Annotated in this window: 14 protein-coding genes; 11 read left to right on the forward strand and 3 right to left on the reverse strand. The window is 61.1% G+C overall.

Going from position 1 to position 16,756, the window contains the following annotated elements; translation table 11 throughout:
- Positions 1–44 precede the first annotated feature (44 nt).
- From O2N64_RS11330 to O2N64_RS11375, 10 genes are read left to right on the forward strand one after another with little or no spacing between them, the layout of a single operon-like run.
- Entirely contained in the window at positions 45–689 is a 645-nt protein-coding gene (locus O2N64_RS11330) for an XrtA/PEP-CTERM system exopolysaccharide export protein (RefSeq protein ID WP_271077701.1), read from the forward strand.
- Between the two features lie 13 nt (positions 690–702).
- Positions 703–2,220, forward strand: coding sequence for an XrtA system polysaccharide chain length determinant (locus tag O2N64_RS11335; protein WP_271077702.1), 1,518 nt, complete (start codon positions 703–705; stop codon positions 2,218–2,220).
- 10 nt (positions 2,221–2,230) lie between these two features.
- Complete coding sequence (locus O2N64_RS11340; protein WP_271077703.1) at positions 2,231–3,256, forward strand: AAA family ATPase; 1,026 nt, start codon at positions 2,231–2,233, stop codon at positions 3,254–3,256.
- Positions 3,256–4,893 carry a preprotein translocase subunit YajC gene (locus O2N64_RS11345; protein ID WP_271077704.1) on the forward strand — a complete coding sequence of 546 codons (1,638 nt, stop codon included), beginning with the start codon at positions 3,256–3,258 and terminating at the stop codon, positions 4,891–4,893. Before O2N64_RS11340 ends, O2N64_RS11345 begins: the two co-directional genes overlap by 1 nt.
- A gap of 22 nt (positions 4,894–4,915) precedes the next feature.
- Positions 4,916–6,070, forward strand: a complete 1,155-nt coding sequence (locus O2N64_RS11350; protein ID WP_271077705.1) for an XrtA/PEP-CTERM system-associated ATPase — start codon at positions 4,916–4,918, stop codon at positions 6,068–6,070.
- A gap of 13 nt (positions 6,071–6,083) precedes the next feature.
- A complete protein-coding gene (locus tag O2N64_RS11355) occupies positions 6,084–7,004 on the forward strand; it encodes an XrtA system polysaccharide deacetylase (protein WP_271077706.1) in 921 nt (306 codons plus the stop codon).
- Positions 7,001–8,059, forward strand: a complete 1,059-nt coding sequence (locus O2N64_RS11360; protein ID WP_271077707.1) for a FemAB family XrtA/PEP-CTERM system-associated protein — start codon at positions 7,001–7,003, stop codon at positions 8,057–8,059. The genes O2N64_RS11355 and O2N64_RS11360 overlap by 4 nt, the downstream gene beginning before the upstream one ends.
- Positions 8,056–9,294 (forward strand): TIGR03087 family PEP-CTERM/XrtA system glycosyltransferase, encoded by a 1,239-nt coding sequence (locus tag O2N64_RS11365; protein WP_271077708.1) that lies wholly within the window; start codon positions 8,056–8,058, stop codon positions 9,292–9,294. The genes O2N64_RS11360 and O2N64_RS11365 overlap by 4 nt, the downstream gene beginning before the upstream one ends.
- Positions 9,284–10,840: an exosortase A gene (gene xrtA, locus O2N64_RS11370; protein ID WP_271077709.1), complete on the forward strand. Its 1,557-nt coding sequence runs from the start codon at positions 9,284–9,286 to the stop codon at positions 10,838–10,840. The genes O2N64_RS11365 and xrtA overlap by 11 nt, the downstream gene beginning before the upstream one ends.
- A gap of 11 nt (positions 10,841–10,851) precedes the next feature.
- Positions 10,852–12,747 carry an XrtA/PEP-CTERM system amidotransferase gene (locus tag O2N64_RS11375; RefSeq protein WP_271079653.1) on the forward strand — a complete coding sequence of 632 codons (1,896 nt, stop codon included), beginning with the start codon at positions 10,852–10,854 and terminating at the stop codon, positions 12,745–12,747.
- On the opposite strand, the gene zapE is transcribed toward O2N64_RS11375, so the two are convergent.
- The gene (gene zapE / locus O2N64_RS11380; RefSeq protein ID WP_271077710.1) at positions 12,744–13,850 is read right to left on the reverse strand and encodes a cell division protein ZapE; all 1,107 of its coding nucleotides are present in this window, start codon (positions 13,848–13,850) and stop codon (positions 12,744–12,746) included. The genes O2N64_RS11375 and zapE overlap by 4 nt on opposite strands.
- A 4-nt stretch (positions 13,851–13,854) precedes the next feature.
- Complete coding sequence (locus O2N64_RS11385; protein WP_271077711.1) at positions 13,855–14,637, reverse strand: succinate dehydrogenase iron-sulfur subunit; 783 nt, start codon at positions 14,635–14,637, stop codon at positions 13,855–13,857.
- A gap of 264 nt (positions 14,638–14,901) precedes the next feature.
- Between O2N64_RS11385 and O2N64_RS11390 the strand changes: the two genes are divergently transcribed.
- A complete protein-coding gene (locus tag O2N64_RS11390; protein WP_442866732.1) occupies positions 14,902–15,621 on the forward strand; it encodes an SDR family NAD(P)-dependent oxidoreductase in 720 nt (239 codons plus the stop codon).
- An 87-nt stretch (positions 15,622–15,708) separates the two neighbouring features.
- On the opposite strand, the gene O2N64_RS11395 is transcribed toward O2N64_RS11390, so the two are convergent.
- Positions 15,709–16,728 carry a D-alanine--D-alanine ligase family protein gene (locus O2N64_RS11395; RefSeq protein ID WP_271077712.1) on the reverse strand — a complete coding sequence of 340 codons (1,020 nt, stop codon included), beginning with the start codon at positions 16,726–16,728 and terminating at the stop codon, positions 15,709–15,711.
- Positions 16,729–16,756: the final 28 nt, after the last annotated feature.

Genomic DNA, 16,756 nt, shown 5'->3' on the forward strand with positions numbered 1-16,756 from the left:
GGCCTCGTCAGCTGATCGTCCAACATTCGCGAAGGACGCATCTGATGCGCACCAAAAATCTGGCCCGTAACCTCCTTGCTTCTGCTGGCTTTGCCATTGCGCTTGGTGGCTGTGGCGGCGGCGCAACCGGCCCAAGCCTCGAGCCCGCCCGCTTTGTTTCCATGCAGGAAGGCCCGGGCGAAGAATATGTTATCGGCCCGCTCGACAAGCTGACGATCCACGTTTGGCGCAATGACGAGCTTGGCGCCGAAGTACAGGTCCGCCCTGACGGTCGCATTACTACGCCACTGATCGCTGACATGCCTGCGGTGGGCAAGACGCCCACCATGCTCGCCGAAGACATTCGCCTGCAGCTCTCGCAATACATCGAAGAGCCGCTCGTGACCGTGATCGTGAACGAATTCGCGGGCACGTTCAGCCAGCAGGTTCGCATTGTCGGCGCGACTGCGGAGCCGGCCTCCATTCCTTACCGCGCAAATATGACGCTGCTCGATGCGATGATCTCGGTCGGCGGTCTCAGCGAATATGCTGCGGGTAACCGCGCGCGCCTCATCCGGTTCGACCGTGAAAGCGGAGAGCAGCGCGAGTACAATCTGCGTCTGTCCGACCTGCTTCGTCGCGGCGAAAGCGATGCCAATGTCATGCTGATGCCGGGCGATGTGATCATCATCCCGGAAAGCATGTTCTGAGGGGGCAGGGCGGTTGAACCAGCTTCTCGAAGAATTGCGCGCCGGGCTCTGGGCAGTCTGGAACCGTCGCTGGCTGGCCCTGGGCATTGCCTGGGGCATCTGCCTGCTCGGGTGGCTGGCAATCGCGCTGATCCCGAACACCTACGAATCCGAAACGCGCATCTTCGTGCAATTGGATGACGTGCTGGCCGAGCAGATCGGCATCGGTGCCAATGCGCGTGAGCGGGACATCGATCGTATCCGCCAGACACTGGTCAGTTCGGTCAATCTGGAAACCGTCGTGCGCTCTACTTCCATCGGCGATACCGTCACCGATGGTACGCAGATGGAAGCCGCCATCGCGCGTCTGGAAGAGGATATCGAGGTCGTCAGCGAAGGCGACAATATTTTTGAAATTTCGGCGCAAAGCGGTCGCAGCGATCTGAGCGATGCGCAGAATGCTGACCTAGCGCAGACCATCGCACAGCGCATGATCGACATCTTCCGTGAGGAAAACCTCGGCGGCGCGCGCGGGGAAATGGCCGATTCCATCGAGTTCCTGAACGAGCAGCTGGCCGATCGTGAAGAAGATCTGGCCGCTGCTGAAGAGCGCCGCCTCGCATTCGAAGCGGAATATCCCGATCTCATCGGTGGCGCTCAGGCGATTGCTTCCCAGCTTAGCGCGACGCGTGCCGAGCTGCGCAGCGTCGAGGCCGATCTCGCCGCAGCGCAGGCAGCGCTCGCCGGGCTCGAAGGGCAGCTCGCCAGCACGCCGCGCACCATCATCATGCCGGGTTCGAGCAGCCCGCAGTCCTCGCTAGCTCAGGCAGAGGCCAACCTCGCCGCGATGCGTGCGCGTGGCCTGACCGATGAGCATCCCGATGTCGTAGCCGCGCAGCGCACCGTCGCTGGTCTACGCGAACAGGCGCAAGCGTCGGGCGGCGGAGGCGGCATGCCCAATCCGACTTACACTTCGCTGGTCAGCCAGCGGGTGGAGCGGCAGTCCAACGTCATGTCGCTGCAGTCGCGCGCTGCCGCCCTGCGTTCGGAAATTGCCTCGATTAACGCCAGCCAAGCCCGTGAGCCCGGTGTTGCCGCAGAAGCTCAGCGCATCAGCCGCGATTACGAAGTTCTGCGCGAACAATATGACGAACTTCTCGAAGATCGTGAGCAGCTTCGCCTTTCTGACCAGCTGGCAACGCAAAACAGTGCTATGCGATTCGAAGTCGTCGATCCGCCCACCACTCCGCGTTCACCTGCTGCTCCCAACCGTCCACTGCTGCTGCTCGGGGTGTTGATTCTGGGTGTCGGCGGCGGCGTTGGCACCGCTTATGCGCTGAGCAAGCTGGGTTCGACTTTCGCGACAGCCAGCCAGCTTGAGCGCACATTCGCTTTGCCGGTCATCGGCACGATTTCACACACTTTCACCGAGGCGGGGCGCGAATTGCGCCGCAAGCGCTTCAAGTATTTCGCTGCCGCATCGAGCGGCCTCGGCGTGCTCTTCGTCGTCCTGCTGGGCGTCGAAGTGATCCAGCGCAGCACGATGGCATGAGGATTGAGCAATGACTGAACATCGCAAGATCCCCGAACCTTCTAAGTCGCTGTTTGAGCGGGCCGAGAACTTCTTTGGCCTTGGCGGCGATTTCAGGCCCGCGCCTGTGCCGAAGGAGCTCAAGAAGCCGGTCAATCGCCGGATTGAGAAGAAGCGCCCACCGGCAGCGCCTCAAACCGGTGAGCAGGTCGTTCAGGATCGGCCCGCAGAGCAGTCAGCGCCTGTCACCCAGGTACCAACTCCAGCTCCCGTGGCTGAGCCCGTGCCAGAGCCCGTCTACGAAGATGTGACCTTCTCCGAAGAGGTTCATACGATCGATCGCGAAGCTCTCGTCGCGCATGGTCTGATCCAGCCCGAAGGGCCGGTGACCGCGCTCCTCGAGGAATTCCGGATTGTTAAGCGGCAGGTCCTGCAATCGGTACGCGATGCCCGCGCCAAGGGATCGACCAAACGCGCCCAGCGTGTCCTCGTCTGCTCGCCGCTACCCAATGAGGGCAAGAGCTATTGTGCGGCCAATCTGGCGATCGCGCTCGCTGCAGAGAAAGACAGCGAAGTCCTGCTGGTCGATGCCGATTTTGGTAAGCCGTCCGTCCTGTCGATGTTCGGGCTGCCGCGCGGTCCCGGCTTCATGGATGTGCTGGCGCGCGATGACATGAAGGTGGAGGACTGCGTTCTTGCCACGGATATCGAAGGGTTCATGATCCTTCCTGCGGGCAATCACACAACGTCGGACAGCGAATTCCTGTCCAGCGAGCGCACCGCTGAGGTTCTCGATCGTCTGACCCGTGCAGCACCCAAGCGGATCATCATTTTCGACAGCCCGCCAGCGCTCGCCGCATCGCCCGCTGCCGAGCTCGCCAATCATGTCGGGCAAGCGATTGTCGTCGCGCGGGCAGACCGCACCGGACAGACGTCGTTGGAGGATGCGTTGACGCTCCTCTCGGCCTGTCCCGACCTCAAACTATTGCTGAATGCCGCGCATTTCAGCCCGAGTGGCCGACGTTTCGGCGACTATTACGGGAAGGAGACCTTCTGATGCGCACTACGATGACGCTTGCCCTGCTGCTGACCGCTTTCCCCGCCACAGCCATGGCTCAAGAGCGCGAAGAAGGCTCCGAGGAAACCCGCTCGACCGAACGCGGCGTGGATATCGCGCCCTATATCGAAGCGGCGCAAGTCGTGACGGCTGAGCTGCAGCCGGGTGACGATGTCGTGACCTACAGCCGCGTTGCTGCCGGCGTCGATGCGGGCTTTGGCGGACGTTACAGCTCGGGCTCCGTATCGCTGCGCTACGAGCGCCGCTTTGGCTGGAGCGACGACGTCTCCGACGCAGATACGATTTCGGGCATCGCGCGCACCTCGCTGGCGGTTGCTGGACCTGACCTGACCTTTGAAGCAGGCGCGCTCGCATCGCGCACGCGCCTTGATGGCAATGGCGGCACGTCCATCGGTGGCTTTGGCGCAGATGACGATTTCACAACGCAGATTTACTCGGTCTACGCCGGACCTGCCGTCCGCACGCAGATTGGCCAGGCCGAAGTAACCGGCGCCTATCGCCTCGGCTACACGCGCGCAGAATCGCTCGACGTGCCGCAGGTCACGGCCGATGGCGACACGATCGACACTTTCGATGAATCCGTCACGCATAACGCGGGAGCGCGCATCGGTCTGGCACCCGATACCGTCCTGCCGGTTGGTGTGGGCGTTGGCGCGGGTTGGAATCGCCAGGACGTTTCGAACCTCGATCAGCGCATCGATGATGTCTACGTCCGCGCAGATGTGACTGTGCCGGTCTCGCCCAATGTCGCTCTGGTTGGCGGTGTGGGGTATGAGAATGTGGAGGTGTCGAGCCGCGATGCTCTGCGCGACGCAAATGATGATCCGGTAATCGGGCCTGACGGCCGCTTCGTCACCGATACCAGCGCGCCGCGCGAAATCGCTTACGAAACCGATGGCCTTATCTGGGATGTCGGCGTGATGTGGCGACCCAGCCGCCGGACTTCGCTGAGTGCGGGCGTGGGTCGTCGTTACGGCTCCATGACCTATTACGGCAATCTCTCGTACCAACCCAATGCCAACAGCAGCCTTGGGGTGTCGGTCTATGACAACATCAATAGCTTCGGCGGCCAGCTGGTCGGGACGCTGGATGAGCTTGGCACCGATTTCCAGGCGTTCCGCAATCCGGTGACGGGAGACCTTGGTGGCTGCGTGATCGGTGTGGAAGGCAACAATTGTGCCCTTGCACGTCTCGGTTCGCTGCGTTCGGGCGTGTTCCGCAGCCGCGGCGTTTCGATCGGCTATGGGGGCCAGCAAGGCCGCTGGTCCTACAGCATTGGCGCCGGATATGACCGCCGCACCTTTATCGCCGGTGAGAATACGATCCTCGCTGCGACCGATGGAATTGCAGACGAAACTTTCTGGCTCGCCAGCGGCGTGGGTCATCAGCTCGATCGCAATTCCGATCTCTCATTCGGCGCTTCCGGCTCGCTATTCGAAAGCGGCGTCGCCGATGCTGGCTATACCTATGGCTACAGCATCAACGCCGCCTACAATCGCTCATTCATCGAAGGTCTGACCGGCACCGCTGCCGTGGGTCTTGATGGCATTACCCGTGAAAACCTGCCGGACTTCCAGGGCGCTTCGGCGCTGGTTGGTCTGCGCTACACTTTCTGACGGGCTCAAGGGGAACACTTACATGTTCGACAATTTCTACGGCCTCACCGGCAAGCCATTCCAACTGACGCCCGATCCGGAATTCTATTTCCGCTCGATTACGCATCGCAAGGCGCTGTCATATCTTGGATATGGCCTGGCGCAGGGCGAGGGCTTCATTGTCATCACCGGCGAAGTGGGATCGGGTAAGTCGACGCTTGTCGCGCATATGCTCGAAAGCCTCGACACGCAGCAGGTGACGGTCGCGCAGATCGTGACCAGCAAGCTGGATGAAGAGGAAATCGTGCATGTCGTTGCTGCATCGATGGGCCTTGATATCGAAGGGCATGACAAGGCATCCGCGCTCACCGAAATCGAAGGCTTCCTTCATGCAGAGGCGCGCGCAGGCCGCCGCTGCCTGCTGATTGTCGACGAATCGCAGAACCTTTCGGTTCCTGCGCTCGAAGAGCTGCGCATGCTCTCGAATTTCCAGCTCGGCAATCACCCGCTGTTACAGACCTTGCTGCTCGGTCAGCCGGAATTCCGCGCGACGCTGCAAAACGATGGCGGGCTCGAACAGCTGCGCCAGCGCGTGATCGCGGCGCATCACCTTGAGCCGATGCAGAAGAGCGAGATCGAGCCGTATATCATCCACCGCCTCAAGAAGGTTGGCTGGGATGGTAATCCGGCGTTCGATCAGCGGGTTTATGCCGAACTGTTCGAAGCATCGGGCGGTATTCCGCGCCGGGTCAACCAGATTGCCAATCGCCTGCTTTTGCTTGGCGCAGTCGAAGAACGCTCTCGCATCGATGCCGCCATGCTACAATCGGTGCTGCAGGAGATGGAGGCCGAGCGCGCATTCCCGTCCGCCGCTCCATCCGCGCTCAAGCAAAAGGATCCCGAGTTTGAGCCGGTGAAGGCCATGCCGACCGTGCCGCGCGTGGATGTCGAGCAGTTCGAAGCTGCACTGGCAGAACGCGATGCGCAGATTGCCGAATTGCAGCAGGCGATTGTCGAACTGGCCAACCAGACCGATGAGGCTGCGGCCAATATCGTCAACCCTGAAATCGAAATCATGCGCGAACAGATCGCCCGTATCGAAGCCAAGTGTTTCGAGCAGGAGCGTTCCATTCGCCAGACGCTGACGATGCTGATCGAATGGATCGAAAGCGAAATGGATTCGAGCAAGGCCGCTTGAGGAGTGCCTCGCGGTGAACGCGATCAATCTCGATGGGGAACACGCTGACCGGGTCATCACCAATGGCCTGTCGGTCGATGTCGAAGACTGGTTTCAGGTCGGCGCGTTCGAAGATGTGATCGAGCGCGACCAATGGGCGACGCTTGACGACCGTGTCGAGCGCAATGTGCACGAGATTCTCGACCTGTTCGATGAAGCCAATGCCAGCGCGACGTTCTTCACGCTTGGCTGGGTTGCTGAGCGGCAGAAGAACCTGTTGCGCGAAATTGTGGCGCGTGGTCACGAAATTGCGAGCCATGGCTGGGATCATGAGCGGGTGTTCCGCATGGACCGACAGACCTTTGCCCGAGATATCGAGAAGACCCGCAAGACGATCGAGGATTGCTGCGGGGAGCGCGTGATCGGATATCGCGCGCCCAGTTTCTCGATCGATCAGCGCACCCCCTGGGCTTTCATGGAGCTGGCCGAACAGGGCTATCTCTATTCCTCCAGTGTCGCACCAGTTGCGCACGATCATTATGGTTGGGCCGAGGCGCCGCGGTTTGCGTTCAATCCCTTGCCATGGGACCAGTTGGTTGAGCTTCCCGTCACCACTGCAGAATTTCGCGGAAAGCGTCTGGCGGCAGGCGGGGGAGGATTCTTTCGGGTGCTCCCCTATGCGTTCAGCCGCTGGGCGATCCGTCAGGTCAATCGCGAGGCCGAGAAGCCGGCGATATTCTACTTCCACCCGTGGGAAATCGATCCCGGCCAACCACGCGTTTCCGGCGCGCCAATCAAATCGCGGCTTCGGCATTACACCAATTTGCATCGCATGGCGGACAAGCTGCGCCAGCTGATTGAAGAATTCTCATGGGGCCGGATCGACGTGATTGCCCACCGTGAGGCAGCGCGTTTGCAGGCGGAGAAGGCTGCTCAAAACTCGGTGGCGCTGTGAATGCGCCCTTCGCCCTTAATGCCCTGACGGTTCGCGCGGCTGATTTTCGCGACCCGGAGGAGATTACGCGGATTGAAGCTTTTGTCGCGCGGCAAGGCGGGTCGATATTTTATCGTCCGGCGTGGCTTGATGCAATCGAGGCGGGCACGGGCAATTGCGCACGTGGTTTGGTGGCGGAGCAGGGCGGCGAGCTGACAGGCTGGTTACCGCTGACCGAAGTTCATTCACCGATCTTCGGCCGAGCTCTAACATCGAGCGGTTTTGCCGTCGAAGGTGGAATACTCGCTGAGGATGAGCGCGCGGTCAGTGCGCTTGGCTTGGCGGCGCAAGAGCTGGCCGTTCGCCTTTGCTGCCCCACAATTGAATTGCGCGGCGGAGAAGTTGGCGAAGGCTGGGACATCCAGACCGAGAGCCATTGCGGTTTCGTCCAGCCCCTCGCCGAAGACGATGACGCGCAATTGCTGCAGATCCCGCGCAAACAACGGGCAGAGGTTCGCAAAGGTCTGAAGAACGATTTGACGGTAACGATTGGCAAGACGCCGCGCGATCGCGACGCGCATTATGCAGTGTATGCCGAGAGCGTTCGCAACCTTGGTACACCCGTCTTGCCGCGCTCGCTCTTCGATGCGGTTCTGGACACGCTCGATGCCGATATCCTGACCGTCTGGAGCGATAAAACGCCCGTCGCCAGTGTTCTGTCGCTTTACCACGATGGGGCCGTGCTGCCCTATTGGGGTGGCGGGATCTGGGCCGCGCGGGCGCTCCGGGCGAATGATCGCATGTATTATGCACTCATGCTGCACGCCCGGGAGCGCGGCTGCGATCGTTTCGATTTCGGGCGCAGCAAAACGAACAGCGGTGCCTATGCCTTCAAGAAAAACTGGGGTTTCGAGCCGGAGCCTCTGTCCTACGCGCGCTGGATAGCGCCGGGCCACGAAGCCCGCGATGCAGATCCGACCAGCGCCAAACACCAGTCCCGGATTGCGCTTTGGAAGAAGCTACCGCTGCCCATCGCCAACCGCCTTGGTCCGATCATTGCGAGGGGGCTGGGGTGAGCGGCGACATCCTGTTTCTTGCCCATCGCCTGCCGTTTCCGCCCGATCGCGGCGATAAAATCCGCTCGCACCATATTTTGAAGGCGCTGGCAGAGATCGCGCCCGTGCATGTCGGATGCCTCGCCGAGGATGAGCGCGAATTTGCACATGAGCATGAGCTGGCAGAGCTGACAGCCAGCCATTGCATGCCGCGCCGTTCAAAGTCGCTGCCGCTCGCCGGATGCGAAGCGATTTTGCGCCGCGAGCCGGTTAGCTTTTCCGCCTTTCGTTCTACGAAATTGCACGACTGGGTTCGTCAGGCGCTGGAGCGCGAAAACATCGGGGCGATCTACGTTTTCTCAGGTCAGATGGCGCAATATGCGCCGGATGATTGGACGGGCCGCTTGGTTGTCGATCTCGTCGATGTCGATTCCGCCAAGTTTGAGGCTTATGCAGCTGACTGCTCTGGACCGCGCGCTTGGGTGGATGCGCGAGAGGGCCGACTGTTGCGCACGATCGAAGCTGATTTGGCCGGCCGCGCCGATGCAACCCTGCTGGTAAGCGAAGCCGAGGCCGATTTGCTCCGCAACCGCGCGCCAGCAGGCCGGAACATCCGCTCACTTTCCAACGGCATCGATTGCAATCACTTCGATCCGGCGATCGTGCCTACCGAGCCTCTTCTCGCAAGCGTCGGGCCGCATTACGTCTTCACCGGCCAGATGGACTACGCGCCTAATGTCGATGCGGTCACGCGCATGGCTCATGTGATCATGCCCGAGGTGCGCCGCTTCCTGCCAGACGCCCAATTCCACATTGTGGGCCGTGCGCCGAACCGCGCTGTACAAGCTCTGCACGGGCAGAACGGTAACAGCGTCATTGGGGAAGTCTCCGATACGCGGTCTTGGCTCGCTGGAGCGGATGTCGTCGTGGCGCCGCTCACGATCGCGCGCGGGGTGCAGAACAAGGTTCTCGAAGCCATGGCCATGGCGCGCCCGGTGGTGGTTTCGCCCGATGCGGCAACGGGTATTCCCGCGCGCAGCAATCAGCATTTTGTGATCGCTGAAGATGACAGCGCTTTTATCGCGAACCTTTTGCGCCTCGCCAAAGAGACCGCGGTAGCCGAAGCGATGGGCACGGCAGCGCGCCAATTTGTGATCGATCACATGAGCTGGCCCGCCATGCTCGCGGATTTACCGGAGCTGGTGGGGATGGGCACAGCCACGCCGGGCGAGCGGAGCGCGCGCGATGCCGCTTGATCTTGCCTCTCCCCAACGCGCGGCGCTGACGGACCGGATTGCGCCGCAATGGCGCGTGCCTCTGGTCTATCTTGCTTTGGCGTGGGCGGTTCTTTTCGCATTGTTCGCCACAGCCTGGTCCGAAATGGCGCTGCAATGGTGGGATAGCTCAACCTACAACCACGTGCTGTTCGTTCCGCTGATCCTCGCCTGGCTCGTGTGGCAGCGCGCGCCTGAACTTGCGAAACTCACTCCCCGCGCATGGTGGCCCGGCCTCGTGGCATTCGTTGGCGCGCTATTCATATGGCTGCTCGGCGATATTTCCGGTCTTGCGACCGCAAGCCATTTGGGCGCGGTGCTGGCGTTGCAAGCGATTACCGTAGCGCTGCTGGGCCCGCGCGTGTCCTGGGCGCTTCTTTTCCCGCTCTGCTACGCCATATTCCTTTTGCCGATTGGCGAGGAATTGGTCCCGGCGCTGCAGATGATCACCGCCGATATCACCATCGCGCTGACGCAGGCGAGCGGCATTCCGGCGCGAATCGATGGCGTCTTTATCGACACGCCCGCGGGACTTTTCGAGGTCGCGGAAGCGTGTTCGGGCGTCAAATTCCTTATCGCCATGATTGCGCTCGGCACCCTGGTGGCACATGTCTGCTTCAACAGCTGGCCGCGCCGCATCGGCTTCATGGCGGTTGCCATCGCCTTGCCGATCGTTGCGAATGGCGTGCGAGCGTGGGGCACGATCTACATCGCGCAGTCGCAGGGGATCAGTTTTGCTGCTGGCTTCGATCACATTTTCTACGGATGGATTTTCTTCGCTCTGGTGATGGGCGCGTTGCTGGCGATGGGCTGGAAGTTCTTCGATCGCAGCGTGGAAGACCCTTTTATCGACGGTGCGGCAATCGCTCAAAACGATGCGTTCAACTGGGCAGAGCGTTTTCTGACCGCGCGGCGCACGATGCTGGTAGGTGCGCTTGCAATCGCGGTTATTGCACTCGCATGGGCATCGGCAGCGCGCTCGCTGGAGGCGGATCTCCCCGTTCAGGTGAATCTGGCTGATGTGCCGGGTTGGACGCGTGTGGACACTGCGCAGTCATACCCCTGGCGCCCGCGTGCCAGTGGCGCGGATCGCAGGCTGTCTGCGAGTTATCGCGACGGCGAAGGCCGAGTGATTGAGGTGGTTCTCGCTCTATATGCCGCGCAGAGCGACGGGCGGGAGGCCGGCGGTTTTGGCGATGGTGCCTTGCCACCCGACACTGAATGGCGCTGGCTCTCCGCCACTCAATCCAGTGACGGGGTTCATGGAGACCGTCTACAGGCGCTCGGCCTGCATCAGCGTGTCGCGGAGACGTGGTATCGCAGGGGTGATTGGGTGGGTGGCAGCAAGATCATGCTCAAGCTCAACACCATGCGCGACAAGCTTTTTCTGCAGCCGCGACCCACCGCGATGCTGATACTCTCCACCGAGCAGCGCGCGGGCGAGGATGCGGCGCAGACCATCGCGGATTTCCGCTCATCCACCGCTGGCCTCGGCGAATGGATAGACCGCGCGGCGAACACCGATTAACGCAACTGCCCATGTGCGGGATCGCTGGACTATTTCACCTCGGAACGATCAAGCCCGTCGACCCGCAACGGGTTGAACGGATGTGCGACGTGCTGGCTCATCGTGGGCCGGACGGGTCGGGCGTTTGGACGGCGCCGGGAGTAGGGCTGGGCCACAGGCGGCTCTCGATCATCGACATCGAAGGGTCACCGCAGCCGATGCAATCGGCGGATGAGCGGGCAATGATCGTCTTCAATGGCGAGATCTACAACTTCCGCGCCGTGCGTAAGGAGTTGGAAGAGCGGGGCGCTCAGTTCCAAACAGAGGGCGATACGGAAGTCATCCTCGCGGCGTGGCAGCAATGGGGCGAAAACTGCGTCAAACATCTCGACGGCATGTTCGCCTTTGCGATTTACGACCGGGCAAACCGTACGCTTTTCCTCGCACGTGACCGTCTCGGTGTGAAGCCGCTGTTCTTTACCGAGCTTTCCGATGGATCGCTCGCCTTTGCGTCGGAATTGAAAGGCCTTCTCGCGCACCCGCTGCTGCGCCGTGATGTCGATCCGCGCGCGATCGAGGATTACATGACCTGGGGTTATGTGCCGGATCATCGCTCGATCCTTTACGGCGTTCACAAGCTGCCGGCAGGGCATACCCTTCTGCTCAAGCACGATTCGCCATTGCCGAAACCGCAGCAATACTGGGACGTCAGCTTTGAGCGTCGTCACAAAGCAAAGCCGCGCGATCTTGAGGCGGAACTACTCCACCATCTCCAGCAGGCGGTCGAAAGCCGCATGGTGGCCGATGTACCGCTCGGCGCGTTTCTCTCTGGCGGGGTGGATAGCTCTACGGTCGTCGCTTTCATGGCGGAGGCCAGTCGCGGCAAGGTGAAGACCTGCTCGATCGGTTTCGATGTCGAGAGCGTGGACGAAAGCTCCTACGCAGAACAGGTCGCGCAGCTGTTCAACACCGATCATGCAAGCCGCACCGTTAGCTCCGACCAATTCGATGCCATCGAGACTATTGCCGGCATGTTCGATGAACCCTTCGCCGATGCAAGCGCTTTGCCGACATGGCGCGTATGCCAATTGGCGCGGGAGAGCGTGACGGTTGCGCTTTCGGGAGACGGCGCGGACGAGGCCTTTGCCGGTTATCGCAGGCAGGTGTTTCACGCGCATGAGGAGCGCATTCGATCATACCTTCCCGATGGCCTGCGGCACCGGGTGATGAAACCACTGGGGGACGCTTTCCCCAAGCTCGATTGGGCACCGCGCCCGCTGCGAGCCAAGACCACACTGCAATCGCTCGCCGGAAACGGGCCGGAGGCCTATGCCCGCGCGCTGTCCGTCACTCCGCCGGAGATCCGCATGCAGGTCTTCAGCGAAGACCAGATCGGCCTGATGCGAGGCTATCGTGCGGAGCATCCGTTCATGGATCTGATGGCCAATGCGCCGGTTCGCAGCGGGCTGGATGCGGCGCAATATGCTGATCTCAAGTTCTGGTTGCCGGGAGACATTCTCACCAAGGTCGATCGCACCAGTATGGCGGTGAGCCTCGAAGCGCGCGAGCCGCTGCTCGATCACCGGCTTGTCGAGTTCGCCGCCGGTCTGCCCGAAGGGCTCCGCGTGAAGGGCGGGCAGGGCAAGTATATGCTCAAGAAGGCGATGGAGCGCTATCTGCCGAAGGACATTCTCTATCGTCCGAAGCAAGGCTTTGTAACGCCGATCGCCGAATGGCTGCGCGGTCCACTCGCTGGCAAGGCGCGAGGCATCGCCAAGAGCGCGATGCTGGCGCGCACGGGGTGGTTCGACAATGAGAAGCTGGCGCAGCTGGCCGAGGCACATATCGCGGGTAAGTCGGACCATTCGCGCCTGCTGTGGCAACTCATTATGCTCGACCGATCGCTTGCCCGCCTGGGGATCGTCTAGCCCGCTTTGCCGTGGCCCTGCGCCATGTAATCGGCGCTTTGCATTTCCTTAAGGCGGCTGACTGTCCGCTCGAATTCGAACGCTCCATCGCCCTGCTGGTAGAGCTCTTCGGGTCCCGCCGCTGCGGTGACGAAGAGCTTAACCCGGTGTTCGTAGAGCGCATCGATCAGCTTGGTGAAGCGGATGGCCTCATTGCGGTTCTCCGGCCCCATGCGCGGGATGCCGACGACGATCACCGTGTGGTATTCGCGGGCTATTGCGAGGTAGTCCGACGCGCCGCGGTCCTCTTCACACAGGCGCTTGAAGCTGAACACGGCGACGCCTTTCAGGCTCTTTGGCACGAATAGAGTGCGCCCTCCGCCGAGGTCCAGTTCGCCGCTGGGGACATGCGCTGCGTCCTCAGGTTCGTAATCGGTCAGGCGGAAGAAGGCTTCGCGCACTTGCGCTGTGGCATCATCGCCCATCGGAGCATGCCAGGTGTCGATATCGCCAAGCCGATCGAGCCGGTAGTCGGTCGGACCGTTGAGCGGGACGACGTCAAGCTTGGCTTCAACCAGATCGATGAAGGGCAGGAAGAGCGAGCGGTTGAGACCGTCCTTGTACAGGTCCTGCGGCGGACGGTTGCTGGTGGCGACTACCGTTACGCCTTCATCCTCGATCAGCGCGGTGAAGAGGCGCGCCATAATCGCGGCATCGGCGGTGTTGGTCACCACCATCTCGTCAAAAGCGAGGACGCGCAGATCTTTCGCCAATCGCTTGGCTACGCGGCGCACCGGACCTTCGGTCTGCTTCTCACGCTCTTCACGCAGCAAGGCGTCGACTTCGAGCATGAACTCATGGAAGTGTACGCGGCGCTTGCGCTCGATGCCAAGCGAGGCGTGGAACAGGTCCATCAGCATGGACTTCCCGCGCCCGACACCGCCCCACATGTACACACCGCGCGGAGGCGGCGGTTTGCGGCTGAAGAGCTGGCCCAGCAAGCCACCCGGCTGCTCCGCTTCCAGTTCCTTTTGCAGCTGGTTGAGCCTTACGGCAGCGCGGCGCTGGTCCGGATCGGGCCTCAGCTCGCCAGCAGCAATCAGCTTCTCGTAGCGAGCAAGCACCAGACTAGATGGCGCGCTCGGCCTGCATCTTCTTGATCTCGGCAATGGCGCGCGCGGGGCTCAGGCCCTTGGGGCACACATTGGCGCAGTTCATGATCGTGTGGCAGCGATATAGGCGGAAGGGGTCTTCCAGATCGTCCAATCGTTCACCGGTCATCTCGTCACGGCTGTCAGCGAGCCAGCGATAGGCCTGCAACAGGATGGCGGGGCCGAGAAACTTGTCTGAATTCCACCAATAGCTGGGACACGCCGTCGAGCAGCAGGCACACAGAATGCACTCATACAGGCCATCGAGCTGTTCGCGCTGTTCCGGCGTCTGCAGGCGTTCCTTGCCGCTCGGCGTATTGGAGACGGTTTGCAGCCACGGGCGAATGCTGGCGTATTGCGCGTAGAAATGGGTGAAATCCGGCACCAGGTCCTTCACCACTTCCATATGCGGCAGAGGGGTGATGCGGATATCGCCCTTCATGTCTTCGATGGCGGTGGTGCAGGCGAGGCCGTTCTTGCCGTTCATATTCATCGAGCACGAACCGCAGATCCCTTCACGGCAGGAGCGGCGGAAAGTCAGCGTCGGATCGATCTCGTTCTTAATCTTGAACAGAGCATCCAGGACCATCGGGCCGCAATCGTCCAGGTCGACTTCAAACGTGTCGTAGCTGGGGTTCTTCCCGCTGTCAGGATCGTAGCGGTAGATCTGGAACGTCTTGGTCCGGCTTGCGCCTTCAGCTTTGTGAACCGCGCCGTTCTTGTTGATCTTGCTGTTCTTGGGAAGAGTGAAGGTTGCCATGCGTTTTTCCGCGTTACGTATCGATGTGGGACCCATTTAACCTCTCACACGCTGAGGGCAAGGCAGACCTTGGTCCGAATATGCCGATTTCCTCAGGATTCCGCGGTGTTTGCGGGAGGGGTGTGACAGGTGTGACAGTGTTCTGATGCAAAATTGCCCGGCTACCATTGGACGGCGCAGAATTACCATCGCTACGGCAGCTTGGCGGGGTTACGCAGGTCATGCCGCGCGCCTAGGTCGATTGTGGTTTTGTAGGAAAGGGCAATGATGGCTTGGACACGGGCAGCAATCTTCGGCGCGAGTGGCGGAATTGGCGGAGCAATGGCGCTGGCGTTGGCCGAAAGGGGTGTCGAAGTGCTCGCCGGATCGCGCAATGGCGATACGCCCGAGCACGCCAAGATCACGCCATTCACCTTCGACCTTACCGATGAAGCCAGTATCGAGGCTGCAGTCACTGCGTGGAAGGACAATCCGCCTGACCTCGCGGTCGTTTCCAGCGGAGTGCTGACCCTGCCGGACGGCACCGGGCCTGAGCGCAGCTTTGCCCATGTCGATAAGGCAGCGATGGAGCAGGTTTTTCGCCTGAACACGATTGGTCCGGCTCTGATCGCAAAGCATGTGCTCAAACTGTTTCCCCGTGATGGCCAATCGACCTTCGCAGCACTCTCCGCCCGCGTCGGCTCGATCGGCGATAACGGCATCGGCGGATGGCATTCCTACCGTGCAAGCAAGGCGGCGCTCAACATGCTGATCCGCAATTACGCGATCGAGATGGGACGGACGCATAAGCAGTCGATCATCGTGGGCCTGCACCCGGGCACAGTGGACACCGCTCTGTCCGAACCGTTTCAGAAGAACCTGCCCGATGGCCAGCTGACCGCGCGCGACGAAGCTGCGGCCAATCTGCTTAGAGTGCTGGAAGGGCTTAAGCCGGAAAATTCAGGCGATGTATTCGACTGGAAAGGTGAGCGCGTACCTGAATAGCCCACCCCGCTGCGACTAGCCTCACCTTCGGCGCGGTTAGTCTCGCTCCCCTCCCGCTTGCGGGAGGGGTTGGGGGTGGGTCCTCGATTAGACCGCCGCAATCAGCCCTTCGCGCCGCCAGCATTCTGCCAGCAGCGTTTCGAGCAGGTCGGCATGGCTGAAGCCAGCTTCGGCAGCAGCCTTCGCCATCACCTTTTCGGACCAGAGATTGCAGTTGAGATTGATCTCGATGAAATTGATTTCCCCGGTCTTCAAATCGACGCGGAATTCGATGCGGCCGTAGTCGAAAGGCAGCAGCTCACGCGCATATTTGCGGGCATATTCCTCGATCCTGGGAGCGAGCTCTGCATGATCGAACCGCTTGAGCGAGGCCTTTTCGGTGTTTGCGACCAGATCGCGCTTCTCGTAATAGGTCCACAGCTTCTGCGTGTTCTCGCGCTCGTACCACAGCATGGGGAGGGCGGTCGGCTCGTTATTGAGCGTGATGAAGGCGCATTGCACATCATAGCCATCGAGATAGGGTTCCACGATGGCATCGTGACCCTGTCCGTGGATATCGGCGACGGCGTTGGTCACGCCGTTCCAGTCGAATGCATCGGAAATGCCCCAGCTGGCAGAGGAGGCATTGGGCTTGATCACCCAGCGGCCATCGGGCGATGGCGGCAGATCGCTTTCGAGCACGGGCGCACCGCGGCGATAGCAGAACCACGGAGCGGTCGGCACACCGGCATTGGTCGCAACCAATTTCGACACCGATTTGTCATCGCCCAAACCGCGCAGGAACGGCATCGCACCCAGATAGGGAATGCGGTGCATGTTGCAGAGCACGGGGATCAGCATTTCGCTGTTCACGAAACCGCCGCGGTTGAGCAGCGGAAAGACGAAATCCACCTCGGGCCGGGTGAACAGCACGTCATAACTGTTCGCGAATTGCAGGTTCAGGCCAAGGTTTTCGAGCGTCGTGCGCACTTCGTGATGGTAGATGGCGTGATTGCCATCTTCCGGGTGCATGCCGCCGCCCCACAATGCGTGCTTCGCCATGAAGAGCATGCGCACACGCTCCTTGGCTGCATCGGAAATACGCAGGGGTTCGATCGCGGCGCTCATAGGCTTGCCCTTGTGGAAGTGGAAATTG

Source organism: Aurantiacibacter sp. MUD61 (assembly GCF_027912455.1).
In the GTDB taxonomy this organism is placed as follows: domain Bacteria; phylum Pseudomonadota; class Alphaproteobacteria; order Sphingomonadales; family Sphingomonadaceae; genus Alteraurantiacibacter.